The sequence below is a fragment of the Sphingobacterium sp. 1.A.5 genome, assembly GCF_002734235.1.
GTDB lineage: Bacteria > Bacteroidota > Bacteroidia > Sphingobacteriales > Sphingobacteriaceae > Sphingobacterium > Sphingobacterium daejeonense.
Genome location: NZ_PEBA01000034.1, coordinates 42,894 through 69,655 on the forward strand (window position 1 = coordinate 42,894; position 26,762 = coordinate 69,655).

The following is a 26,762-nucleotide window of genomic DNA, read 5'->3' on the forward strand; positions in this document are numbered from 1 at the left end:
TTTTGTACCCCTTCTCTTTTTATGAGCAGAAAATCCCCAATAATAAAACCTATGAATTAGGTTTATTTGAGCAATTTCACCTCATACAAATCTTTACGACGGTCTCTCAATAGTTTTACAGTACCATATTCATGTAGGTCTCTCAGTGCGTAAAGGTCCACGTCAGCAATCAGCACCATCTCCGTATTTGGGGTGGCTTCAGCCTTGATCGCATTATTTGGAAATGCGAAGTCAGAAGGTGTAAATACTGCAGACTGTGAATATTGAATATCCATATTGTTAACTCTCGGTAAGTTACCCACAGAACCCGCGATCGCAACGTAACATTCATTTTCAATGGCTCTCGCTTGAGCACAAGACCTTACACGGATATATCCATTCTGTGTATCGGTCATAAAAGGAACAAAAAGAATCTGCATCCCCTGATCAGCCAATATCCTGCTCAGTTCAGGGAATTCAACGTCATAACATATCAACAAGCCAACCTTACCACAGTCGGTATCAAAAACCTTTACTTCAGAACCGCCAACCAAACCATAATACTTCATTTCATTTGGCGTAATATGGATTTTCTTATAGGAATCTAAGCTACCATTCCGGTGACATAAGTAGGTAATGTTATATAATTTACCTCTCTCCATGATTGGCATGGATCCAGCAATGATATTGACATTGTAAGAAACCGCGAATTGCTGGATTCTTTCGACAATTTCCTTGGTATGTTCGGCAAGTTTTTCCATGGCCAAACGTTCAGGGAGCTCATTGTATGGACTCATCAAAGGAGAGTTGAAGAATTCTGGGAACATGATGAAATCTGTACCATAATCACTCACGGTATCCACGAAGAATTCAATCTGATCGTAGAATTCTTCAAGGTCCTTGAACAGACGCATCTGCCATTGTACCAATCCCAAACGAATCGTCTGTTTGGATGCTGAATTTGATGGTGCATCAGGTTCGTAATAAATGTTGTTCCATTCCAATAAGGTCGCTACCTCCATGGATTCGGCATCTTCAGGAAGATAGTTCTTCAAGATTTTCTTGACGTGAAAATCATTGGAGAGCTGAAATGTCAAGGTTGGATCGTAGATTTCCTTTCTTTTCACCTTTTCAATATAGGTCCTTGGGGTCATTGAATCCGAATAGTTGTGGTAATTAGGGATACGTCCCCCAGCCAGGATACGTTGCAAGTTCATCTGTTCGCACAGCTCCTTACGTTGATCATATAGACGGCGACCTAAGCGCAATGACCTGAAATCAGGGTGTACGAAGACCTCGATACCGTATAAGGTATCCCCCTCGGAATCATGTTTATCAAATTTACCATCATCGATGATGGCATAATACTTATCGTAAATATTTGTTTTTCGGGAATTCAGGATAATGGATAAAGCACATGCTACCACTTTTCCGTTCACCTCTACTGCTATTTGTCCCTCAGGGAAGATGTCGATCAGATCAGTAATGTTTTCTTTGGTCCAAGGGTCACCTACCAATCCATGATAGGCTTGTTCCATAGACTTCTTTAGATCCTTATAATCTTTCTTACTAAGGTTTCTTATTTTAATATCCATTTTTTAACTCAGCTTGAATTGCCAGAATCGGCAATGTAATCCATTAATCAAATCCCATTCCAATTTTCAGTGTAAAATTCTTAATCTTTTATAATGAATAAGTTAGGGAAAGCATTTATTTTTCGCTTTAATCAATATTGTACTTAATCTCAATCACGTAGAATTAATTGATAATTACAAAAATTGCAAAATCTAAAAAGAAATCAAATTTAAGGGATTCGAATAATTTATCAATATTATCACCAAATCAGCCAACACAAAACAAAAAAAGCTGCCCGTGGCAGCTTTTATAAAGCTATATGAAATAAAATTAAGCTTCTCCTTTAGGAGTGCCGAAATTCAGGGGATAAGGCATATCCTTAGGTTGGATAGTACCATTCGCTCCTTCGAAACGGCTGATGTTTTCTTGCAATGCTTTCATTAGTTGTTTAGCATGCTCAGGGGTCAAGATCACTCTTGATTTTACTTTTGCTTTTGGCACTCCTGGCATGATACGAACGAAATCCACAACAAATTCAGTGTTTGAATGTGTTATGATTGCAAGGTTGGAGTAAACTCCTTCGGCTGTTTCTTCGGTCAATTCAATGCTTAACTCTTGTCCTTCTGGATTTAAATTTCCGTTTTCCATCTCAAATTTTATCAGTTGGTTTTATTATTTACTAAATGATCTGAAATCTTGGTCCTTTTTGATGTCCAAGACCATTTCATAGATCAATCTTATTACGTTATCTACATCATCCTTATGGATCATCTCCACTGTGGTGTGCATATACCTCAAAGGTAAGGAAATCAAAGCAGATGGCACACCTCCATTTGAATATGCAAATGCATCGGTGTCTGTTCCTGTCCATCGCGAGGATGCTTGCCTTTGGATTGGAATATTATTTTTCTGAGCGACTTCGATCAATTGCTTGTTGAGGTTGATCTGAACAGCAGGTGCATATGATACTACAGGACCTTTACCGCAAGCCAGATCGCCCTGAGTGATTTTGTTGATCATCGGAGTATTTGTATCATGCGTTACATCTGTAACGATTGCTACGTTCGGTTTTATATAATCCGCGATCATTTCTGCTCCCTTCAACCCTATTTCTTCCTGCACAGAATTCACGATGTACAATCCGAACGGCAATTTTTTCTTGTTTTCCTTCAATAATCTGGCAACTTCCGCAATCATAAATCCTCCGGCTCTGTTATCTAAAGCACGGCCAACATAGTAGCGATTGTTCAAGATCATGAACTCATCCTCATAAGTAATCACACAACCTACATGGATTCCCAATTCTTCAACTTCTTCCTTGGAGGTGCAGCCACAATCCAAAAATATATTCTTTAGACTTGGACTTTCTTCTTTTTCTCCTGAGCGTGTATGGATAGCCGGCCATCCAAAAACAGCTTTTACTATCCCCTTATCGGTATGGATATTCACTCTTTTTGATGGTGCAATCTGATGATCAGAACCACCATTGCGGATTACATAAATCAATCCGTCTTTTGAGATATAGTTTACAAACCAAGAAATTTCGTCGGCATGTGCTTCAATTACTACTTTATAAGTTGCTTTAGGATTTATAATACCTACTGCAGTTCCATAGTTATCGATATAGGTTTCGTCAACATACGGTTTTAAATAATCCAACCACAACCTTTGTCCGCTCCACTCAAAACCTGTTGGAGATGGGTTATTGATATATTTTTCGAAAAAAGCTAATGAATCCGCTGTCACTACAGATGGTTTTTTCGGTTCTTCTTCTGGTAATGTTTTAATTGTTTTTTTAGCCATAGCTCTGAATTAATTCTCGCAAATTAAGTATTTCCGTAATTTTCGCAAAAATAAAATCCGAAACCTTATCTTTACAAGACATTTTATTACTGTATGATCGATATTTTAAGTTTTATTACATGGGGACCAGAACCTGAGATTTTCAAAATAGGTTCATTTGGTGTCCGTTGGTATTCATTATGCTGGTTATTGGCTTTTGTAGTTTCTTATTTCTTAATGCTAAAAATATTTAAGAGGGAAGGCAAATCTCAAGAGTTATTGGATAAATTAACAATCTATATTTTTATAGGAACATTGGTCGGCGCTCGATTGGGTCATTGTTTCTTCTATGATTGGGAATATTACAGGGAACACTTTATAGAAATCTTTATTCCATTTCAAAAGATAAATGGTGACTGGCAATTGACAGGATTCACTGGACTTGCCAGTCATGGTGGTGCTTTGGGGATATTGACCGCATTATGGTTATTCTCTAGAAATACAAAGACTAATTTTATGTGGATCACCGATCGCTTGATTTTAGTTGTACCTATTGCTGGAGCATTTATTCGTTTGGGGAACTTCTTTAATTCGGAGATGATCGGAAACCCAACAGATTTACCTTGGGCAGTTGTATTTACCCATATTGATCAAATCCCGAGACATCCGGCTCAAATGTACGAAGCCATAGCCTATGTCATATTATTTTTCATCCTATGGGCCATGTACCAGAAAAACAAGGATCCAAAACCAGGAAAACTATTTGGTATTTTCCTGATCGGTCTATTCGGTGCAAGATTTATCATTGAGTACGTTAAGATAGATCAAGTTGCATTTGAAGCTGGTATGCTACTGAATATGGGTCAAATACTGAGTATACCATTTATTCTGGCGGGAATTTTCTTGCTACTCAGAAAACCAAAAGAGATTAAAAAAGCTTAATATATAAGCCCTACCTTTTGGTAGGGCTTTTTTTATCAAATAGACATGTCATCCTCATTGAAAAACGATAGAAAAGTAACTTTACTGATATTGGGTTTATTATCTGCTATCGGGCCCTTTTCTATAGACTTATACCTTCCTGCTTTTGATGTAATTGCCGAAGACTTCAACACTTCAGTTGATAAAGTTCAGCTGACACTAACGAGTTACTTTATCGGTATCGCCTTCGGTCAGATGGTTTATGGGCCCTTGTTGGACAAGTATGGCCGCAAGAAACCGTTGTTGGTTGGTTTGGCCATTTATTTTGTAGCCTCATTGATGTGCATCTTTACGAGAGACATCAATCACCTGATATTTTTGAGATTCTTGCAGGCATTGGGAAGCTGTGGTGGAATGGTTGGAGCTAGGGCTATGGTAACAGATTATTACAGTAGCCGGGAGGCAGCCAAAGTATTCAGCCTATTGATGTTGGTTATTGGTGTATCCCCTATTCTGGCACCCAGTATTGGAGCTTTTATGCTAACTCATTTTGACTGGCATTATATCTTCTTGTTTCTTGCTGTCCTTTCATTATTGATTTTCATAGCTACTGCCTTTCTTTTGCCTGAAAGCTATGCAGGAAATAAAGATTTTTCGCTGGCTCCGAAGTCTATTATAAATAACTTTTGGCAAGTCATCAGCAATAAGGTATTTATTTCCTATTGCCTTATCGGTTCCATTGCTTCGGCAGGTACGTATGCGTATTTAGCGGGATCGTCCTTTGTGATGCAACAATATTTTGGCTTGAGCAAAGAACAATATGGATTGGCATTTGCTTTTGTAGCATCTGCTATGGTTATTGCAACGCAGCTCAACAGGTATTTCTTAAAGAAACATAGCAGTGAGCAGATCAGTCAACTGGCCAATACTTGGCAAGCATTTATTGGTGTATTGATGATTGTTGCACTTTTAACCAACACATTGACTTTCCCTGTGACGCTCATCCTAATTTTCTTTTTTCTTTTTGGACATGGGTTTATTTTCCCTAATACATCGGCAGTTGCGTTGACTCCATTTAAATCCCTGGCAGGAAGCGCTTCAGCCTTATTGGGATGTATACAAATGGCAATCGGAGCGCTGGCATCAGCCGTTGTCAGTCTACTGCACAATGAAACACCTTGGCCAATGTTGGGCGTAATGTGCGCCGGAGCAATATTATCCCTTATCCTGCATTTGATCGTCAAAAAGAACGTTAAAACATCAGTAGAATAATCGAACTCAAAAAAGAATGGCGAAATCAAAATTTCGCCATCCTTTTTTAGTTAAACAATTCTGTCTTTTGTCTTATGTCTATTGTCTTTTGTCTATCCTAACAAACTCTCCAACCCCAATCGATATCCATCCAATCCAAAACCAATAATCACACCTTTGCAATTTTTGGACAGGTACGAATGATGTCTGAATTCTTCACGTTGATGAACATTGGAGATATGTACTTCCACGACTGGTGTTTTGATTGCTGCGATGGCATCTGCAATTGCTACTGAGGTATGAGTATATGCCCCAGCATTCAGTACTATCCCATCATAATCAAAACCTACTTCATGCAGCTTATCTATAATAGCCCCTTCAGAGTTACTTTGGAAATATTCCAGATCCAAAACAGCGTATTTAGATTTCAGTTCATCGAAATATTGTTCGAACGATTGGTCGCCATAAATACTTTTTTCTCTGACACCAAGTAGATTCAAATTAGGGCCGTTTAGGATTAATATCTTTTTCATTGATTAATTTTATATGCTAAAGATACTATATTCCTAAAGATCTCCATATATATTACGGAAACTAGACCTCAAACCGACATTGATCACACCTGATTTTTGAGTTTTCTCACCTTCGATTTTGTTGTAACGTTGCGTATAACCAACTTCTACTCTAAGGTTATATTTAGGATTCAGTACATAGGCAGCTTTTAAATCTGCATAGTAAAGGTTGTTTTTTACACCCTGACCAATTTTATTTCCATATCTATTTGGTGCGGAATTATAGGACTGGAAGATATCACCACCATAATTTACACGGTTTCCGAATTCGTCGATGGAGTCAGTACCGAAGTTGCTGATTAAACCTTGTAGGGAGAAATCGAATCTGTTCCAAGAATAGTTAGCGATACCAATCACCTCACGGAAATTAGCACCTCTTGGATGTGCCAAAGGTTCACCCCTATTACTATAGTTCGAGATCGAAACAAAGTGTTGATAGGTATATGGACGGACGAAATTATATTCACCCAAAACATTCAGGTTTTGCACTCCAAAAATATTGAATGCTTTTGCTCCTAATTGAGCTCCCCATTTATTGTGTTGATAACCATTGTTGGCAAAGAATTCCTTTGCAGTAAACTCACCTAACAAGAACTGGCCATAAGCCGTAATATTATTTAGGATCTTGTATTTTGCATTCAGACCCAAGAACATTTTATCAGGTGAAGAGACGTTAGAATTTTCAACCGGTCTCAAGAACAATACAGGGTTCAGATAATTAAAATCGAATCCTCTATGTCCAGCTTGATTGCGGTTTGCCCAAATTACAGATTGGAAAAATCCGATCGACAAACGGTTAGTTACATTGTAGTCCAAGTATTGGAAAGCACCCCATTTAATACCGTCCCCGTAGCGACCACCTGAATCCAAAGAGTCAACACGAGGGTTTTTAGGATCATTCATATACGCCCAGATGGAAGTATATTGAACATTCCCTACTTTTCCTGTGAATTTTAAGTGGGCCATGTTAGAAGAAAAATCAGACAATAGTACCGATCGGTAACCATCTCCAATAAAGTTCTTGTCATAGGCTAGAGTAGCTTGGAAGTAGTCGCTAAAATCATAGGTGAAATTGGCGGTTGCATACATCCAATCTTTGGTTCTGTCGAAAGGTTTTTTCGTGGCTGCCTGTCCCGGAACAACTCTATTTGTCTGGATGTATTCATCAAGATACTTTGGGAACACCCCTTGGTTTTCGAAGAAATTACCGTAGAAAGTGAATTTATCCTTGATTGTCACTCCTGCTTGAATCCCGCGGGTATTCAGCCAAGTTGTTCTTTTATCAGGATCAATCATCTCAGTACCGATTACGAAATCCGGAAGAACGTCCAGATAAAAGGTGTGGTCTTCTTTCTCGACTTGGATAAGATGTTCATTAAAGATCTTACGCATAAACCAATTGTCCGAATCCGTTGGGTAAAGAGATTGAATGGAATCCATTTTCTCTAATAGACGGCCTTTAAAAAGGATTGGTTTTGAAGAAGTATGGTAACGAGTATTCGGTGAATATAGCTCTTCATCATACTTTTGATAATGCTGGTAAGAGTAAGGTTGGTTTTTGACTTGTGCTTGTAATTGCCCGATTGCAGCTACACTTAAAAGTCCTGCTATAGCATATGATAACGTTTGCTTCATAAATTGTTGGTCAAGATGAATGCGTAATACCATCAAATTTTATTCCTAAAAACTCCCAAAGGTAGTTTTATTAATTGAGCATTCGCGAATTTTAACTATATAATTCGCTAAAACGTTTATTCTAATCGATAGAAAAATGGCCAACAATTTGTATCTTGTGGGAATAATTAATTGATAAACTATTGTAACTAGAAAATGAAGCGTAGAACATTCTTACAAAATTCGGCACTTTTAGGTGCTGGAATGCTAGCCAGCAAATTCTCTTTTGCCGAGGGAATCAATGACTTCCCTGTAGTGCGTACGCCTGTAGATAAACGTCATTTCAGCAGTAAATTGGTGGAAGACATGATTAAAGAATTCCAAAAGAACGTCGCTGATAAAGAATTGGGTTGGATGTTCAACAACTGCCTCCCAAACACATTGGATACGACTGTATATGATGAATCGAAGGCTGGTCGTCAATTGACCTATGTGATCACTGGTGATATTGATGCCATGTGGCTGCGAGATAGCAGTGCGCAAGTATGGCCATATATCCAATTCGTAAACAAGGACAAGAAATTGAAAAATATGATCTTGGGCTTGATCAATAAGCAACAGGAATGTATCAATATTGATCCTTATGCGAATGCATTCTACAATGATCCTACGAAAAAAGGCGAATGGTTCACTGACCATACCGATATGAAACCGGGGATGCATGAAAGAAAATGGGAAATAGATTCTTTGTGTTACCCTATCCGATTGGCATTCCGCTATTGGAAAGAAACGAATGACAACACTCCGTTCGATGACACCTGGGTTAAAGCACAAGAAGCAACGTTGAGAACATTCAAAGAACAGCAACGCAAAGATAGCTTAGGACCCTATAAATTTGAAAGAACAACTTCCAGAGGCTCGGACACGCTGCAAGTAGATGGTTATGGTTATCCTGTAAAACCTGTTGGTTTGATCGTTTCGAGCTTCCGTCCATCTGATGACTCGAGCATCTTTGGCTTTTTGATCCCTTCTAATTTATTTGCGATTGTCAGCTTACGTCAGTCAGCAGAAATCCTGAGAAAGGTAAAAAACAACACCGCTTTGGCTGAACAAATGGAGGCTTTGGCAAATGAGGTTGAAACCGCAGTCAACAAATATGGTATTATCGATCACCCTACCCATGGTAGAGTTTATGCTTTTGAGGTTGATGGATTCGGCAGTTATTTGATGATGGATGATGCAAACGTCCCTAGCCTTTTAGCATTGCCTTATTTAGGTGCGGTAGATGTAAATGATGAGGTGTATCAAAGAACGAGGAATTTTATTCTTTCAGAGGAAAACCCATTCTTCTTTAAGGGAACCTATGCAGAAGGTATCGGTGGCCCACACATTGGGCGTGATATGATATGGCCAATGTCAATCATCATGCGTGCAAATACGTCGACCAATGATGAGGAAATTCGCAATTGTGTGCAGACCTTGAAGAAAACACATGGTGGTACTGGTTTTATGCATGAATCATTCCACAAAGATGATCCAAAGAAATTCACACGTCATTGGTTCGCCTGGACAAATACATTGTTTGGCGAGTTGATGTGGAAATTATATAAAGAAAAACCAGAGCTGTTAAAGGCTTAGGGATAAAAAAAAGGAAAGCAGTACTGCTTTCCTTTTTTTTATGACGGCAATGATAGTTCTCCAATAAGAATCATTCAATCTTATCCAAGATCAAAACCCAATCTTTACTAATGGTATCTGGAACTTCGAACTCTAGATCACCTTTTGTTTTTATGTTTTTTGATCGAACTATTTTACCTGTTTCTGGCCTAAACCAACTATACTTTATTCTTTTACTCGGAAATTCTTTCATATTTATCTTGACAGATTTATTGTTGGGCAAATAAATCATTGCATAAGACTTGGCATTATCTGTAAAAGCGACCATGAAATTTTTATTTTCAATAGTATCTTGGTTTTTGATTAATGCTTGGGCAGGTATTCTATTTGTTGATGGTCGAGATAAGATAAGATCTTTTAAAAATGCGGCTTGGAAAGCTGCTGGTCTATCTAATGCTGCCTGCCAGTTTCGGTCGGGATAATTTACCGCCTTATATGCTGGTCCAAAGAACTGCCATATAGCATGATGCCCATAAGTTACTCCAAATCCACCTGCAAAGACGGACCTGTAAATTTGGCGTCTGACCTCCCAATCCCGAAAATATCCTTTTGTAGGATCCCAACCATTCCAAGGGTTAATTGGATGATCTTCATAGCAAGGCTCGGCATCCATGGTGGGTTTTGAAGGCTTAAGATTCCAATCTGTTTTAATAAATTCCCAAACCGGGACATCCAGCTTGGCATGTCCTGATTGTATCATATTGAAATCCATCCAAGGTTCTTGTTGCAACATTTTGCTGGACTCCCAAATAAATCCACCTGGATGGAAGGACTTTAGAGTCTTTTTCTCAGATCCTTTATCAATACCATAGGCCATGGCTGAATAAATTGACAACCAAGTTTCATCGTTGTCGGCTGGCGGGCGGTCGCCACCTAATATCCAAAAGATATTATTAAAGCCCTTAAATCGCTCGCCTAATAATTCCCCATAAACAAAAGCATTTTGTTCATTGAAAATAACTGGACCTGCACCTCCGTATTTTAGCGTTACCTTATCTCCCCATGTCGGCAAAATTGCAAGGTACATACCCTTTTTTTCAGCCATTTTTACCACCGTATCAACCAACTGAAAATAATGCTCATTAAACCTAGTTGGATCATTATCCAAAAAAGGTACATGTCCATATCGATTAGGCACTAATACACCATCTAATTCTGCCAACACAACACATTGAATAACGTTGAATCCCTTTTCTTTCCTATTATCTAGATAATTTTCGATTTCTTCGATTTTTAGTCTATGAAATAACTCCCAAGCAGTATCACCTAACCAAAAGAAGGGTTTTCCATTTTCATATTCCATGGTACGACCTGACTCAGAAATCCTAACATTTTGAATTAAATTTTGAGCATTTGAACATCCAAAAATCAACAGAAAGGCGATTAATGCGGAAATTTTTATTTTCATAGAATCTTTTTTTATTCCCTAGGTTCAGCTTTTACAATGTACCAGTAGTCGTCCGGGTCATTTCTAAAATATTCTATCATAATGGCAATATTATTTTTGCTCGTCTGCCAGATTTTTAATGGATAAGAATATTCCCTAGCCTCCGTTTTAAATATAGCTTTATATTCATCCATTAGATCTGATTTTCTATAGTCAGTCCCCTTAAATTCGTATTTACTTTCCCCATATAGGTTGGTTAAAAATTTGTTAAAGGTCTGATGAATCTTTTCTTTAATCATTTTATTATTTCCTTCGGAAGAATTGCTTGAAAAACCAGTTAAAGTTGCATATTTTACTCCATTGTTATAGAAAAATTCATGATTTAAGTGAAATCCATTCACATTTTCAACATAAGTTGAGAAATGCCTATCTTCTTCGTCTTTCCAATTTACGCCAAAGAAATCTCTATCATTTTTAACTTCAAATTCAACAGAGTCTTTACAGATCACCTCTCCCTTATTATACCCCTGCACAAACAATGTATACGCTCCTGGTTGAGCAAAAACAACTCCTTTACCCACCAGTACAGAATTATCTCTACCCTTTTCGGAAAAGACACCTGGAACTTTCCACACGATTGAATCAAATCCTGATCTAACAATAGGTTTAGAATACTCGCCCTGAATATCAATGAAATTTATTTTGACAACTAATTCCTCATAAATGTTCAGGTTTTGTTTGCCTTCAGAGTTGGAATTCTCTACATACAGGTCAAACTTGCTGTTATAATATAAAGTATCTGGTTCTGGTTCCGGTTCCGGCTTTGGTTCAATATTATTTTTTGAACATGAAAATAAGAGGGTTAATCCCACGAAAAGTAAAGAGATTTTGTACAATGATTTCATAATTAGTATTAATTTTTACACTGAATTAGAGCAATCCAAAGCTATCAAAGTTTAATCCATATATAAAAAAATTACAAAATTTAATATTAAGTTAACATTAGCCAAAAAAAATATAATAGTGACACCCCTACAGGGTTGAATGGCGCCGTATAATCATTTCTATAATAGTTGAACCCCTCTGGGGTTGGAATGCGTCATATCCGTTTTATAATAGTACCCCCCCCTGGGGTTAGCACTTGGGGTAATCACAAATAAGTCGCCCCTAAGTGATGGTTGGTGGAGAGACCAACCATGGCAATCAACACCAACCATGGCCGGCAAATAATCTTCGCTCATTCAAACTAGCTGTGGATAGTTCACTAAATAGTTTCCCTCTCTTACGAGAGGGAATGACAGGCTGATCCGTTTAGTGAAGGGGGGATTTGGGCGGGTAAGTGGTCGCCGCAGCGACCACTTACCCACCCAAATCCCCCCTAGCCCACCAGGAATGCGTGTCATTCCCAAGCTTTAGCTTGGGAAACTATTTGGTCGCATTACAGGAATTTAGTTTGGTCGGTAGTGTGGATAGTTATAATTAACCAGCAATTTATAGTGACACCCCTACAGGGTTGAATGGCGACGTATAATCATTTCTATAATAGTTGAACCCCTCTGGGGTTGGAATGCGTCATATCCGTTTTATAATAGTAAAACCCCTTTGGGGTTAGCCCTGGGGGTAATCACAAACAAGCCGCCATAAGGGATGGTTGGTGGAGACACCAACCATGGCAATCAACACCAACCATGGCATTTAGCTTTTATCTCAAATTTCCTTGCATTTCAAGTTAGAATCAACAACCTTTGTAAGAAATAAAAAGAAAGACACAAGTTCATGTCAAAAACAAACAGTTCTGGTCCTATCGGTATTTTTGATTCGGGGTATGGAGGTTTAACGGTATTCAAGGAAATCCACAAGCATCTTCCGGAATATGATTATATCTATTTAGGGGATAATGCGAGAGTTCCGTATGGTACAAGATCCTTTGAAACGGTTTATGAATATACCAAGGAATGTGTTTTCAAGTTATTTGACCTAGGCTGTAATTTGGTAATTTTGGCTTGTAATACGGCATCTGCCAAGGCACTGCGAACTATCCAGCAAAACGACCTTCCTGAAGGCAAAAAGGTATTGGGTGTTATTCGTCCTACCTCCGAAGTCGTCGATCAATTTACAAATACCAACAAAGTAGGGATCTTGGCTACTCAAGGGACTGTAAATTCAAATTCTTATGTACTTGAGATCAATAAATTTCATCCTCAGATCGAAGTATTTCAGCATGCATGCCCATTTTGGGTACCTCTAGTCGAAAACAATGAGCTGGAGGGTGAAGGTGCTAACTTTTTTGTACAGCAGGATATTCAACAGTTACTTTCAACATCGACAGACATTGACACTATTCTCTTGGCCTGTACGCATTATCCACTTTTACTGCCCATGATTGAAAAGTATGTTCCGAAAGGTATAAAAATCATATCTCAGGGCAAACTGGTTGCGGAAAGTCTTGTCGATTATCTGGAAAGACATCCCGAAGTTGAAGAAAAGTGTTCTAAAGGAAAAATGCTTCAATTTTTCACGACCGATGACCTTGAAGATTTCAACAAAAAAGCACAGATTTTTTTCGGCAGGAAAGTTCATTCCAGCTTCCTGAAAGTTCAAAACTAACAGCACTCAAGTTAAAATAAGTTAATTTACTGTATCGCAAACTTTTATGTATTAAATTTAGGTATAACATTTTGCCTAAATGAGATTTCTAGTTTGCCTTTTAATAATTATGACTTTCCATAATTCTTATGGACAAGATATTATTACAGGAAAAATCAGGGATAAGGTCTCTTTCAAACCTTTGTTAAACGTAAAGGTTCAAAGTGGTAAATCGATAACCTATTCAAACGGTCAGGCAGAATTCCGTATTGCGGTTAAGGATTCGGACAGCATTGTTTTTACACTTCCTTCGTATAGAAGGGTTGTTATTCAGAAAGACAGCCTAGAGGGGCTCAAAACCATTTTCGTTGAGATGATTGAATCCTCCATTCCCATTGAGGAGATTACTGTAAAAAGCAAAAAAGTGAAGAAAGACACCTTTCAGTTTAAGCTCAACTTAGGGATTCCAAAGACACCAAAATACCGTGAGATTGTAATAGACCGATCTGAAGTCGGTAATTCGGCAATGATGAAGGCAAATGGAAGTACATCTAGTCTTATATCTGTAGACCTTCTTGCGATTTCAAGAATGTTATTTAAGAAGAAGCCTAAAGTTGATAGACAGCAACAAATGGAAGAAGACATTATAACCATTCAGTATATAGACATGGGATTTAAAATTGAACTGATTGAAAAATATACGGGCTTAAAAGGTGAAGAGGCTTTAGTTTTTCAGAATACTTATCGGCCATCCATTATGGAATATCGCAACATGACAGATGTTGATATTATAAATCATATCAAAAAGAGCTTTGTAGAATATAGGAGCTATGAGCATGATTTGGTGAAATAAAAAAAGCTGCAGATTGCAGCTTTCTTTGTTTTATGATGCTTTAGCTTGGAGAGCTATAGCGTATAGTTTCATTTGCTTTACCATAGAAAGGAGACCATTTGCCCTTGTTGGTGAAAGATGTTCTTTTAGACCAATTTGATCGATAAAATAAAGATCAGCATTTGCAATTTCTTTAGGTGTATGTCCTGACAGGACTTTCACCATTAAGCTCACCAACCCTTTGGTTATTACCGCATCAGAATCGGCTGTAAAGGTTAATTTATCATCTTTCATTTCAGGCACCAACCACACTTTTGATTGGCATCCTTTAATGATATATTGGTCTTGTCTGTTGGCTTCATCAATCAATGGTAGTTCTTTGCCCAATTGGATAATAAATTCGTATTTCTCCATCCAATCTTGATAAAAGGAAAAGTCCTCGATCAATTCATCCTGTATTTCGTTAATCGTCATATTCTATTTATACTAACATGGCTACGGCTCTTTTCACGCCTGCGACCAATGCATCTACTTCATCTTTTGTGTTATAAACTGCTAAACTTGCCCTTACAGTACCTGGGATATGGAATTGTTCCATAACTGGTTGCGCACAATGGTGTCCTGTACGTACTGCGATACCTAATTTGTCCAATAAAACCCCGATGTCATAAGGATGTGTTCCATCTACAACAAATGAGATTACTGAGGATTTTTCTTTGGCAGTTCCAATGATTCTCAATCCGTCAATTTCCAGAAGCCTCTCGGTTGCATAGGCAAGCAGATCATCTTCATATTTTTTGATATTGTCAATTCCTAACTCATTGATATAGTCTATGGCAGCATTCAAAGCTATACCAGCCTCTATATTCGGTGTGCCTGCTTCAAATTTAAAAGGAAGTTCGTTGTATGTAGTTTTCTCAAACGTCACATCTTTGATCATATCACCACCACCTTGATAAGGAGGCATCTTGTTCAACCACTCTTCTTTCCCATAAAGCACCCCAACTCCAGTTGGCCCATACATTTTGTGACCAGAGAACACCAAGAAATCAACATCTAATTCCTGCACATCGATTTTGATGTGTTGAACTGCCTGAGCAGCATCTAACAATACTGGAGTATTATTCTCATGTGCCAGCCTGATTATTTCTCTTACTGGGTTTATAGTACCCAAAGCATTAGAAACATAATTCACAGAAACAATCTTTGTTCTAGGGTTCAGATAGGATTTATACACATCCATATCCAACTCTCCGGCTTCTGACATTGGGATCACCTTAAGTGTAGCACCTTTGGCCTCACATAGCATCTGCCAAGGAACAATATTGGAGTGATGTTCCATTGCTGATATAATGACTTCATCACCTTCAGAAATAAATTTCTGACCATAGCATGTTGCCACTAAGTTTATACTTTCTGTTGTTCCTTTGGTGATAATGATTTCGTAATCATGTTTTGCGTTGATAAATTCCTGCACTTTCCTCCGGGTTACCTCAAAAGCATCGGTTGAGATCTGGCTTAAGTAATGAACACCACGGTGCACATTACTGTTCATATCTGTATAATAGTTTAGGATGGCGTCGATTACAGCTTTAGGTTTCTGCGTTGTAGCACCATTATCTAAATAGACTAAAGGTTTCCCGTTTACCTCACGTTTCAATATGGGAAAATCCTCTCTAATCGTTTTTATATCTAGTGTATCCAATTCTAGCATGTTTATTTAATTCCTACAAAGTTAATATATAATAAAACATAATTGGCATGATTCAAGTTATTTAAAAGTAATAATCACAATTCTGTGGTTAAATAAAAAAATATTAAATTCATATTAATTACCTTTGTTAAACTATGCAAGAACTACCTTTAAATATTCCGGAAGGATCAAGGAAAGAGGTCATGACCTATTTGGAGCCATTCATGTTGAATGAGATGGCGGACTATCTTAAGCCTGTAGAAGATATGTGGCAACCTGCTGACTTCTTACCGGATTCATCAAGGGATACTTTCTTTGAGGAAGTACGTGATTTACAAGAGAGTGCCAAAGAGCTGCCATACGACTTGGTTGCGGTGCTTATTGGCGACACGGTTACGGAGGAAGCTCTTCCTACCTATGAATCCTGGTTGACTATGGTAGATGATGTGAACAAGAATGAGCAAGGCGGTTGGATGAAATGGGTGCGCGCATGGACAGCAGAAGAAAACCGTCATGGCGATCTTTTGAACAAATATCTTTATTTATCGGGAAGAATTGACATGAGGCAATTCGAAATCTCAGTACAATATTTAATTAAAGATGGTTTTGACATCGGTACAGGTGCTGATCCTTACCGCAACTTTATCTATACATCTTTTCAAGAATTGGCTACCAATGTATCACATAGACGTGTTGCGGCATTATCAAAAAAGAGTGGCGACAAATTATTAGCTAAGATGTGTGGTGTAATTGCTTCAGATGAAGCGCGCCATGCCAAAGCATATATGTCTTTTATTTCACATGCCATGGTGGTCGATCCTAGCGAAGTGATGATTGCCTTTGAGGATATGATGAAGAAAAAAATCGTAATGCCGGCTCATTTCCTAAGAGAATCAGGCGAACCTCAAGGTGATGCTTTTGCGCATTTTTCAGACGCGGCACAACGATTGGGTGTTTATACTGCTGTAGATTATGTGGACATTCTAAAAGAACTTATAGCTGATTGGAAAATTGATCAAGTAACAGGTCTTAATGAAAACGGTGAAAAAGCTAGGGACTATTTAATGAGACTTCCAGATCGCTTGTTGCGCTTGGCAGACCGCATGAAAATCCCAGAAAAACAATATAATTTCAAATGGATCTACTAATCCATGGAAAACAAGACAAAGGCCATCTCAAGCAGATGGCCTTTGTCTTGTATCCCTTCCCTCCTTCTTTCCTGGTCTATTTCTTGTAATTTTTAGCTCAGATTTCTTTTATTCATTAAACATTCGGTAATTTTACTTGTCATACTAATAATTGTTATGCCAAAAGAAAAATTCAATCAATATTCCTTGGTTTTGGACCGTACGGCCAGGAGGGTTAAACAATTTGCCCAATCATCATTTTCAAATCATGGGATTGATTTGACAGTTGACCAATGGTCCGTTATCAAGACTTTGTATGAGCATGAGGATTTAACTCATAAGGATTTGGCAGATCTGTGTGGGAAAGATCAGCCGACTATGACCCGTATAATCGACCTATTGATTAAGAAGGGTTATGTAATGCGCGTTGAGCATCCTACAGATCGGAGGTGTTTGCATATACAATTGACAGATACAGGCAAAGATCAAGCAAAAACGTTGGCTCCTATGGTTAAGGAATTTAGGATGAAAGCTTGGGAGAATTTAACGGATGAGGATTTTGAACATTTCACAAGAATTTTAAATACAATTTATAATAATCTAGAAACTAAATAGATATGATCACAACAGATATTTGCATTATTGGGGCAGGACCTGTTGGTCTGTTTGCTGTTTTTGAAGCAGGACTGTTAAAGATGCGTTGTCATCTGATAGATGCGCTTCCACAGGTTGGCGGCCAATTATCGGAGATTTATCCGCACAAACCCATATATGATATTCCGGGATATCCGAGCATAACGGCTCAAGAATTGATCAATAACCAAATGGAACAGATTGATCCGTTCAAACCCACATTCACTTTAGGAGAGCGTGTTGATGAGTTACAAAAACAAGAAGATGGCTCCTATATTGTGATTGGTTCTGAAGGAACTCTGATCCATTGTCAGGTTGTAGTTATCGCTGGTGGCCTAGGTTGCTTCGAGCCGAGAAAGCCTGAGCTTGAAAATCTTACCACATACGAAGGTAAAAACGTTCACTACATGGTAAAAGATCCAGAGAAATTCCGTGACCAGCGAATTGTCATTGCTGGTGGTGGTGACTCGGCCTTGGATTGGACAATCTTTCTGAGTGATATCGCGAAGGAGGTTACCTTGGTACATCGCAGTGATAGTTTCAGGGGAGCACCAGATTCTGCAGAGAAAGTATTCAACCTCGCACAGAACGGTAAAATCAACCTACTACTTTCGCATAACTTACAGAGGCTCAACGGAAATGGTCACTTAGAATCTGTACTTATGACAAACAAAAGCAAGGAGGAAGTTGTTATAAATACAGACCATTTCATTCCGTTGTATGGTTTGAGTCCAAAACTCGGTCCGATTGCGGATTGGGGATTGAACATTGATAAAAACGCCATTGAGGTTAATACTTTTGATTATTCAACCAATGTGGAACGTATCTATGCCATAGGTGACATCAATACCTACCCTGGTAAGTTAAAGCTTATACTATGTGGTTACCATGAAGCAGCGCTGATGGTGCAAAGTGCATTTAAATATGTATATCCTGAACAAAAATTGAGTTTTAAGTACACCACTGTAAACGGTATTAATGCATTTTAGACATGGATAATATTATTACAATCAATGTAGAAGATAGAGATGGGACGGTTCAAGAAGTGCTGGTCCCTACAGATGTAAATTTGAGCTTGATGGAGATCCTGAAAGCTTCAGAATATGAAATATTGGCGACCTGCGGTGGTATGGCCTTATGTGCTACATGTCATGTTGAAGTTCTCTCTGGCGGGGAAAATCTCCCAGAGCCAGAAGACCAAGAATTGGACATGTTGGATACCTTGCCAGATTCGGATGATAATAGCCGCTTAGCATGCCAGCTAAGGTTGACCGATATGAATAACGGTTTGACCGTAAAAATCAAAGGTAGTTTACAATAGCCTTATCAATAGTGTACTAACTACACTTAGTATTGGTTATTTAAGTTACTGAATACAAAGAAGATAGCATGAGTTTAAACATTAATTTCGCTGTTTCCCTAAAATTAATGCAATTATTTAATGGAATATGCGATAAAATGTCAGATATTTGTGCCTTTATTTATAATTCTTATAACAAGGAAGTATTATGTTGCTAAATCGTTCTGAAAGAAACTTTCCCCGAGTAATCATAATTGGAGCTGGGTTCGGAGGTGTGGAATTGGCCCGCCAATTGAAAAACAAAGAGGTTGAAGTTTTACTGATTGACCGTAACAACTACCACACATTTCAACCCTTGATGTACCAAGTTGCAACAGGAACCCTAGCGTCAGATTCCATTTCGTTTCCATTGCGCAAGATGTTCAAAAACCAAAAGAACTTTCGTTTCAGATTGGCTGAGGTATTGAGCATTGACACAAAGAACAAAATGGTTCATACATCAGTTGCTGACTACGACTATGATTATCTGGTTATCGCAACGGGAGCTACTTCAAACTTCTTCGGGAACAAGCAAGTTGAAAAATATGCTTTACCAATGAAGAACATCATTGAAGCACTGAATATCCGCAGTTATCTATTACAAAACCTTGAAGAAGCTGTACTTCGTAAAAATACTTCTGATAGGGAACGATATTTAAACTTTGTTGTTGTTGGTGGTGGCCCTACAGGTGTTGAGCTATCTGGAGCTATAGCCGAATATCAGCAACATATGTTGAAAAAGGACTATCCTGAACTATCGACTTACGAAATGAAAGTTTATTTGGTCGAGGGAACTGGCAAAATATTGGGAGCTCTTTCAGAGAAATCATCCCGTGATGCTGAAAGGTATTTACAAGAATTAGGAGTCAAGACCATCTTAAACACCGTTGTTACAGACTATGATGGCAACACTGTTACCTTATCTTCTGGAGAAAAGATCCCTACAAAAACGGTGATCTGGGGAGCTGGAGTAATGGGTCAGATGCCTGAGGGTTTAAATCCGGAGATTATCCAACGTGGAAACCGAATTTTGACCAACGAGCAATGCGTTGTCGATGGTGAAAAGGATGTATATGCAATCGGAGACGTGTCAGCAATGATCACTGAAGAAAATCCGAGAGGGCTGCCTGGTGTTGCTCCAGTAGCACAGCAGCAAGGTAAATATGTCGCTAAACATATCTTGAATCAATTGAGCAATCAGGAAACTGAAAACTTCAAGTATTTTGATAAAGGTTCAATGGCTACTGTAGGTAGAAATAGAGCTGTAGTAGATATGGGAAGCTTACACATGAAAGGCTTCTTAGCATGGATGACTTGGATGTTCGTCCATTTAGTGTCCATCTTCGGCTTCAGAAACAGATTGGTGACATTTGTTAACTGGTCAATAAAATTCTTGACCAAAAACTCAGGTATCCGTTTGATTATCCATAAATATAACAGACCAGAATCTGAACCTGTCAAGGAAAAAGAAGAAGTAGAACAACAATAAAAAACAAACTATATTTTTAGAAGCCCTATCGAAAGATAGGGCTTTTTTAATGTTATCAAAATTGTTGCTGTTGAATTTTGATTGGGCACTTGGGAAACATTATATTTATTGTATAGACCATCCTTTACCTAAACCGGTTTCTATGAAAACTAAATTCAAATACCTATACAGTTTTTGCCTATTCATGGTAATATCTTCTACTAGTTTTACGCAGGCAAAGATGAATAAAGGCAGCAACAATCCTCGACCAAATATTATCCTTATTGTTGGGGAGAGTCATCGGGCGGAGGCTCTTGGGGTTTCTGGCAATCCATTTATTAAAACGCCGAATTTGGATTGGCTGGCTAAAAATGGTTTGAATTTTTCCAATGCGCATATCACTACTGCAATCTGTTCTGTGAGTCGAGCAAGTATACTTTCTGGTCAGCATCAATCAAGGCATGGGATCGATGATTTCAGCAAGGGTTTTAATGCAGAAACATTTGCTGAGACATTGCCTTTACAATTGAAAAAGCATGGTTATAATTTGGCTTGGGTAGGTCCCTATGGTGTTTCAAAACCACCTTTGACTGATGCATTTGATTATTGGGACCCTAGTTTTCCATGGATGGAAAATGGAATCCATCATACAGATAATGTTGCTCTTAAGACAAATAATTGGCTAGAAAATTACAGAAGCGAGGATCCCTTTTTTATTCAGATAAACTTTAATGCTGCACATGAAATTGACCCTAAAGGCGATGTTCCAGCACATTATTTACTTCAGGATAAAGTTAAGGGCATGTATGATGATGTTAATATTACCCCTCCTCCTTCTGCAGCACCAGAAGTATGGAATAGTTTTCCGGATTTCTTCAAAACTGATGAGAACATCGGAAGAAAACGTTGGCAAGGATTTTTCTCTGACAATGAGCTATTGGTTAAGAATACTAGGGATTATTATGCATCTGTATCTGGCGTTGATGAGGCAATCGGTAATATCATGGCAAAACTGAAAGATTTAGGAATTTCAGATAATACCATTATTGTTTTTATCAGTGACCATGGTTTTTCATTAGGCGAACATGGTGTCATGGGGAAATGGTTTCCATTTAAGGAAAGCACCCATGTACCGTTGATTATTTACAACCCATTAAACAAGGAAATCCAAGGCAAGAAAGATAAGAAATCATTTGCTTTGAATATTGATATTGCTCCTACCATATTAGGGATGCTTAATTTTGAGGCACCCTCTGGAATGCAAGGTGTTGATTTGGTAGAGATGTACGAAGGAAAAATCAAAAAACGCAATCAATTTTTCTATGAGCATACTTTTATAGGATCGCCGGGATTACCTAAAACTCAAGCGTTGGTATCAAAAGATTATAAATACATCAATTTTATTGAGCATGGTTATGAAATGTTATATGATCTGAAAAAAGATCCCAATGAAATGGTAAATGTAGCGTCGGACCCAAAATATAAGGACATTCTGGATCGGTTAAGATTGGTTTATCAAGAAGAAAAAGAAAAGTCAAAGTGATATGGAGCCCTGTTTTCAACAGGGCTTTTTTATGATATTCCGTTAAAATATGTTAATCCCATCATTTGCTGACACGAAATCAATTTCCTTTGCGTTATAGTATTAAAGAAAAGCAAAAGAGTAATAAGAGTATATAATTTCATAATTTAGGTTAATAATTGGTTTGGTAAAAATCCTGAGCTTCCTCAGCTCAGGATTTTTTCGTCTAAATTCGTAGATTTGGTTTCCCCAACAAATAATGAAGGAAATTATGACTAACAAAGACATAGCGAAAGTTTTTAAATTGTGTTCCCAATTAATGGAATTGTATAATGAGAATCCATTTAGGACTAAAGCTATGGCCTCGGCCTCTTTTAGGATTGACAAATTGCCGTTTGCTGCCAGTCAATCAGATTTGGAAACATTGAGCGAACAGCCCAATATTGGAAAGAGCACTGCTGAAAAAATCATGCAGGTTGTGACCACCGGCACCTTCCCTGATCTCGACAAACTAATTGCAAAAACTCCTGAAGGAATTTTAGAGATGATGAAGATCAAAGGTCTCGGCCCAAAAAAGATCCAGATTATCTGGCGTGATCTAGAAATAGAATCCGTAGGTGAACTATATTACGCTTGCAATGAGAACCGTTTAATCGAAGCTAAAGGATTTGGCCTTAAGACACAAGAGGACATCAAGAAAGCTATTGAGTTCTCCATTGCAAATCAAGGTTGGTTTTTATATGCTAGAGTTATGCCTTCGGCAATGGAAGTCATTCAGGGCCTTGAAAAGTCCCTTCCCTTAGCCCCTATTAGTTTTACTGGAGATTATAGAAGGAAAGTTGAGGTACTGCAACAGGTTGAGATTATTGTTGCTGCGGAAGCATCAACCGTACATGAAGCCATAAAAGCATTGGATTTTGAATTTGACATTAATAAAGAAAATCATAAAATTAAATTCAATGATCAAAATGGTTTTCCTTTTGAAATAATCATTAGTTCTACTGCAGATTTTGCAAAAGATCTATTATTAACTACAGGCTCTCAGGAGCATATTAGCGGTCTGAAAACTATTGGTGAGATCAAAGCCTTAGATACAGAGGAGGAAATATATAAATCTTTGGGACTTGAATATATTGAACCTGAACTTCGAGAAGGAGGAAAAGAAATCGAATTGGCGAAACAAAATAAACTTCCACATTTGATTAGTTACGCAGATCTAAAGGGATCATTGCATAACCACTCTACTTATAGTGATGGTGTACATTCTCTTAAAGATATGGCAACTTATTGCAAAGAAGAATTGGGATTGGAGTATTTAGGTATTTGTGACCACTCCAAAACTGCAGTATATGCAAACGGTCTCCAAATAGATAGATTGGAGGAACAATGGGCAGAAATTGATGTTCTAAACGAAAAATTGGCTCCTTTCAAAATTTTCAAAGGTATAGAATCCGATATTCTATCTGATGGATCTTTAGATTATGCTGATGAAATCCTTTCAAAATTCGATTTTGTGGTTGCATCTATCCACAGCAATCTAAAAATGGATCAGGAAAAAGCTACCAATCGAATTATTAAAGCGGTAGAAAATCCTTATACCACTATTTTAGGTCATCCGACGGGTCGTCTATTATTGTCAAGATCTGGGTATCCTTTGGATTTCAAGAAAGTTATTGACGCCTGCGCAGCAAATAAGGTGGTTATTGAGATCAATGCCAATCCATTGCGTTTGGACCTAGACTGGAGATGGCATCAATATGCTTTGGAAAAAGGAGTATTGTTATCTATCAACCCTGATGCGCATAGAAAAGAAGGATTTTTGGACATGGAGTATGGCGTATATGTTGCTAGGAAGGGCGGTTTAAGTAAAAATGAATGTTTGAATGCATTCAGCTTAGATCAAATCGAAGAATATTTTAAAACTAAAAAAGTAAAATAAAGATACTGACCAACCATGATTAAGGCTAAATCTATTGCTCTAGGATTATTAATGTGCTCTGCTGTTCAATTCAGTCAAGCCCAATTAATGAAAGCTAAGGATATATATAATAAAGCAGATTCATTAAGGGGGGAATTAACTCCACTTCGTACTTGCTATGACATTCAATATTACCATCTTGACGTTAAAGTTGACATCGACAAAAAGTTTATATCAGGCAGCAATCTTTTTAAATTTCAGGCTGTTGAACGTTTCAACAAGCTTCAATTTGATCTCTTTGACAACCTTTCGGTAGATAAAGTTGAATATAAAGGAAAATCCCTCCCCTTTAGTCGGGAATATAATGCAGTATTTGTTGATTTTCCAGATTATATTGAGAAAGGTAAATTAGATTCATTCACGGTCCATTATTCAGGCAATCCGATTCAGGCCACTCGTGCCCCTTGGGATGGCGGCTTTGATTGGAAGAAAGACAGCAACGGCAAGCCTTGGGTTGCTACGGCTTGTCAAGGATTGGGTGCCAGCGTGTGGTGGCCAAATAAGGATCATCAGTCAGATGAAGTGAATTCAATGTTGATTTCAGTTTCTGTTCCCAATGAAGTGATGAATGTTTCAAACGGAAGGTTGATCAAGACGGAGAAGTTGAAGAATGGTTACACAAAATACCATTGGAGAGTTGAAAATCCCATCAACAATTATAATGTAGCATTAAATATTGGTGATTATGCACATTTCAAGGAAACCTATAAAGGTGAAAAAGGACCTTTATCTGTAGACTATTATGTTCTCAAAGAGAATGCTGGTAAGATTGATCATTTAAAGAAAAATGCGAATGAGACTTTAAAAGCCTTTGAGCATTGGTTTGGACCATATCCATTTTACGAAGATGGGTACAAGTTAGTCGAAACAGCACATTTAGGGATGGAGCATCAAAGTGCTATTGCATATGGCAATAAATATCAAAACGGTTATTTAGGTGGCGATGGTTCTCGGACCGGATGGGGCAAGAAGTGGGATTTTATCGTTGTCCATGAGTCTGGCCATGAATGGTTTGGCAATAACATCACTGCGAAAGATTTAGGTGACATGTGGATTCATGAGAGTTTCACTAATTATTCTGAGGCTTTGTTCATTGATTTTTTCTACGGAAAAGAGGCAAGTCAGGCTTATGTAAATGGTAATCGCAGGGGTATCCAGAACGACAGTCCGATCCAAGGTCCTTATAATGTCAACAAGGAGGGCTCAGGAGACATGTACAATAAAGGTGGAGTATTGCATAATATGATCCGGACCATGATTGACAATGACGAGAAATGGTTAAAAATATTAAGAGGACTCAACCAAGTATTCTATCATAAGACAGTGGATTATAATGACATATTGGGTTACATGAGCCAAGAGTCAGGTATCAATCTTGACAAGACTTTTGAACAATATGTCCGTCGGACAAGTATCCCTACTTTGGAGGTCATTGAAAATAATCCTGGAGTATTTATGATACGTTGGAATTCAGAGGTTGAAGGTTTTGACATGCCTGTCCATATTTTTGATAAAGATGGTAAGAGACAGCTCATTAACCCTACGGACAAGTTTAAGGTAATGCGTTTAGAAGGATTGACGAAAGAGAATTTCAAGGTTGACACGTTCAACTATTACATTGGAGTAACGATACAATAAAATAATATTAAATTCGTTAGCAATAGGATTATTTAAAATTTTGAAATTATTCATCATCAAAAGATGATTTTTTATAGATAATGGTTTCTATAAAAACCATTTTTTTTCATTAGGTTTGCAATTAAATTACAAAAAATACTTTCACATCTAAATGGGTCTTTTTAATTGGTTTACGCAAGAAGTTGCAATAGACTTGGGAACAGCTAACACCCTAATCATTCACAATGATAAAGTAGTAGTAGATGAGCCCTCAATAGTAGCATTTGACCGCACGACAAACAAGGTGATCGCAATTGGTCGCCAAGCGATGCAAATGGAGGGTAAAACTCACGACAACATAAAAACAGTAAGGCCATTACGCGATGGTGTTATTGCGGACTTTACGGCTGCAGAGCATTTGATTCGTGGTATGGTTAAATTGATCAACAAAGGTAAAAGTTGGTTTTTCCCTTCGTTACGTATGGTTGTTTGTATTCCTTCCGGCATTACGGAGGTTGAGAAACGTGCTGTTCGTGATTCGGCGGAGATCGCTGGCGCTAAAGAGGTTTACCTTATCCACGAGCCTATGGCTGCTGCTGTCGGCATCGGGATCGATGTTGAGGAACCTGTTGGTAACATGATCATCGATATCGGTGGTGGTACGACCGAAATTGCAGTTATTGCTTTATCAGGTATTGTTTGTGATCAGTCCATCCGCGTTGCTGGGGACAACTTTGACTCAGACATTGTACAATATATTCGCCGTCAGCATAACATCATGATTGGAGACCGCACAGCGGAAAAGATCAAGATTGAAGTTGGTGCTGCCCTTCCTGAATTGACTGATCCACCTGAGGATTTCGCCGTTCAAGGTCGCGATTTAATGACAGGTATTCCTAAACAAATCACTGTATCCTATACCGAGATTGCTCACTGTTTAGACAAATCTATTTCCAAAATCGAAGAAGCAATTCTTAAAGCTTTGGAGATCACTCCTCCTGAACTATCAGCAGATATTTACCAAACAGGTATTTACTTAACTGGTGGTGGTGCTCTTCTTCGTGGCTTGGACAAACGTATTCAAGCGAAAACAAAACTTCCGGTACACGTTGCTGAAGATCCACTTCGTGCCGTTGTTAGAGGAACAGGCATTGCGCTTAAGAACATTGGTCGTTTCAAGTTCTTAATGCAGTAATAACTAATAAAAAA

The 26,762-nt window shown here is 38.1% G+C and carries 23 protein-coding genes; 14 read left to right on the plus strand and 9 right to left on the minus strand.

Features of this window, described 5'->3' with window-relative positions; translation table 11 throughout:
* Positions 1-62: 62 nt before the first annotated feature.
* The 3 genes from CRT24_RS13015 to CRT24_RS13025 form a co-directional block, all read right to left on the minus strand.
* Positions 63-1,574 (minus strand): carbon-nitrogen hydrolase family protein, encoded by a 1,512-nt coding sequence (locus tag CRT24_RS13015; RefSeq protein ID WP_099371657.1) that lies wholly within the window; start codon positions 1,572-1,574, stop codon positions 63-65.
* Positions 1,575-1,884: 310 nt separating this feature from the next.
* Positions 1,885-2,202 (minus strand): DUF3467 domain-containing protein, encoded by a 318-nt coding sequence (locus CRT24_RS13020; protein ID WP_099371658.1) that lies wholly within the window; start codon positions 2,200-2,202, stop codon positions 1,885-1,887.
* A gap of 24 nt (positions 2,203-2,226) precedes the next feature.
* Positions 2,227-3,357, minus strand: a complete 1,131-nt coding sequence (locus CRT24_RS13025) for a M42 family metallopeptidase (RefSeq protein WP_099371659.1) — start codon at positions 3,355-3,357, stop codon at positions 2,227-2,229.
* Positions 3,358-3,450: 93 nt separating this feature from the next.
* Between CRT24_RS13025 and lgt the strand changes: the two genes are divergently transcribed.
* A complete protein-coding gene (gene lgt, locus CRT24_RS13030; RefSeq protein WP_099371660.1) occupies positions 3,451-4,278 on the plus strand; it encodes a prolipoprotein diacylglyceryl transferase in 828 nt (275 codons plus the stop codon).
* A gap of 45 nt (positions 4,279-4,323) precedes the next feature.
* The gene (locus CRT24_RS13035; RefSeq protein WP_099371661.1) at positions 4,324-5,529 is read left to right on the plus strand and encodes a multidrug effflux MFS transporter; all 1,206 of its coding nucleotides are present in this window, start codon (positions 4,324-4,326) and stop codon (positions 5,527-5,529) included.
* A gap of 92 nt (positions 5,530-5,621) precedes the next feature.
* Here the strand turns inward: CRT24_RS13035 and aroQ are convergent, their stop codons facing one another.
* Complete coding sequence (aroQ, locus tag CRT24_RS13040) at positions 5,622-6,041, minus strand: type II 3-dehydroquinate dehydratase (RefSeq protein ID WP_099371662.1); 420 nt, start codon at positions 6,039-6,041, stop codon at positions 5,622-5,624.
* A gap of 33 nt (positions 6,042-6,074) precedes the next feature.
* Complete coding sequence (locus CRT24_RS13045; protein ID WP_099371852.1) at positions 6,075-7,715, minus strand: gliding motility protein RemB; 1,641 nt, start codon at positions 7,713-7,715, stop codon at positions 6,075-6,077.
* A gap of 195 nt (positions 7,716-7,910) precedes the next feature.
* On the opposite strand from CRT24_RS13045, the gene CRT24_RS13050 reads away from it, so the two are divergent.
* Complete coding sequence (locus tag CRT24_RS13050; RefSeq protein WP_099371663.1) at positions 7,911-9,332, plus strand: glycoside hydrolase family 125 protein; 1,422 nt, start codon at positions 7,911-7,913, stop codon at positions 9,330-9,332.
* Positions 9,333-9,402: 70 nt separating this feature from the next.
* On the opposite strand, the gene CRT24_RS13055 is transcribed toward CRT24_RS13050, so the two are convergent.
* Positions 9,403-10,779, minus strand: coding sequence for a DUF4038 domain-containing protein (locus CRT24_RS13055; RefSeq protein ID WP_099371664.1), 1,377 nt, complete (start codon positions 10,777-10,779; stop codon positions 9,403-9,405).
* A gap of 11 nt (positions 10,780-10,790) precedes the next feature.
* Complete coding sequence (locus CRT24_RS13060; RefSeq protein ID WP_099371665.1) at positions 10,791-11,663, minus strand: hypothetical protein; 873 nt, start codon at positions 11,661-11,663, stop codon at positions 10,791-10,793.
* 871 nt (positions 11,664-12,534) lie between these two features.
* On the opposite strand from CRT24_RS13060, the gene murI reads away from it, so the two are divergent.
* Positions 12,535-13,365, plus strand: coding sequence for a glutamate racemase (murI, locus tag CRT24_RS13065; RefSeq protein WP_099371666.1), 831 nt, complete (start codon positions 12,535-12,537; stop codon positions 13,363-13,365).
* A 109-nt stretch (positions 13,366-13,474) separates the two neighbouring features.
* Complete coding sequence (locus CRT24_RS13070; RefSeq protein WP_099371667.1) at positions 13,475-14,197, plus strand: hypothetical protein; 723 nt, start codon at positions 13,475-13,477, stop codon at positions 14,195-14,197.
* Positions 14,198-14,227: 30 nt separating this feature from the next.
* Here CRT24_RS13070 and CRT24_RS13075 read toward each other — a convergent pair whose 3' ends face one another.
* On the minus strand, positions 14,228-14,650 hold the full coding sequence (locus CRT24_RS13075) for a SufE family protein (protein WP_099371668.1): 423 nt from the start codon (positions 14,648-14,650) through the stop codon (positions 14,228-14,230).
* A gap of 7 nt (positions 14,651-14,657) precedes the next feature.
* A complete protein-coding gene (locus CRT24_RS13080) occupies positions 14,658-15,881 on the minus strand; it encodes an aminotransferase class V-fold PLP-dependent enzyme (RefSeq protein WP_373604705.1) in 1,224 nt (407 codons plus the stop codon).
* 143 nt (positions 15,882-16,024) lie between these two features.
* Here CRT24_RS13080 and CRT24_RS13085 point away from each other — a divergent pair, with 143 nt between their 5' ends.
* From CRT24_RS13085 to CRT24_RS13125, 9 genes are all read left to right on the plus strand, one after another.
* Positions 16,025-17,017 carry an acyl-ACP desaturase gene (locus CRT24_RS13085; RefSeq protein ID WP_099371670.1) on the plus strand — a complete coding sequence of 331 codons (993 nt, stop codon included), beginning with the start codon at positions 16,025-16,027 and terminating at the stop codon, positions 17,015-17,017.
* A gap of 156 nt (positions 17,018-17,173) precedes the next feature.
* On the plus strand, positions 17,174-17,611 hold the full coding sequence (locus CRT24_RS13090; protein ID WP_099371671.1) for a MarR family winged helix-turn-helix transcriptional regulator: 438 nt from the start codon (positions 17,174-17,176) through the stop codon (positions 17,609-17,611).
* A 2-nt stretch (positions 17,612-17,613) separates the two neighbouring features.
* On the plus strand, positions 17,614-18,618 hold the full coding sequence (locus CRT24_RS13095) for an NAD(P)/FAD-dependent oxidoreductase (protein WP_099371672.1): 1,005 nt from the start codon (positions 17,614-17,616) through the stop codon (positions 18,616-18,618).
* Positions 18,619-18,620: 2 nt separating this feature from the next.
* Complete coding sequence (locus tag CRT24_RS13100) at positions 18,621-18,950, plus strand: 2Fe-2S iron-sulfur cluster-binding protein (RefSeq protein ID WP_099371673.1); 330 nt, start codon at positions 18,621-18,623, stop codon at positions 18,948-18,950.
* A 187-nt stretch (positions 18,951-19,137) separates the two neighbouring features.
* A complete protein-coding gene (locus tag CRT24_RS13105; RefSeq protein ID WP_099371674.1) occupies positions 19,138-20,457 on the plus strand; it encodes an NAD(P)/FAD-dependent oxidoreductase in 1,320 nt (439 codons plus the stop codon).
* Positions 20,458-20,599: 142 nt separating this feature from the next.
* On the plus strand, positions 20,600-21,979 hold the full coding sequence (locus CRT24_RS13110; protein WP_180269138.1) for a sulfatase-like hydrolase/transferase: 1,380 nt from the start codon (positions 20,600-20,602) through the stop codon (positions 21,977-21,979).
* Positions 21,980-22,229: 250 nt separating this feature from the next.
* Positions 22,230-23,897, plus strand: coding sequence for a DNA polymerase/3'-5' exonuclease PolX (locus CRT24_RS13115; protein WP_099371853.1), 1,668 nt, complete (start codon positions 22,230-22,232; stop codon positions 23,895-23,897).
* Positions 23,898-23,912: 15 nt separating this feature from the next.
* Positions 23,913-25,574 (plus strand): M1 family metallopeptidase, encoded by a 1,662-nt coding sequence (locus CRT24_RS13120; protein ID WP_099371676.1) that lies wholly within the window; start codon positions 23,913-23,915, stop codon positions 25,572-25,574.
* 151 nt (positions 25,575-25,725) lie between these two features.
* Positions 25,726-26,748 carry a rod shape-determining protein gene (locus CRT24_RS13125; RefSeq protein WP_093098220.1) on the plus strand — a complete coding sequence of 341 codons (1,023 nt, stop codon included), beginning with the start codon at positions 25,726-25,728 and terminating at the stop codon, positions 26,746-26,748.
* The last annotated feature ends 14 nt before the right edge of the window (positions 26,749-26,762 follow it).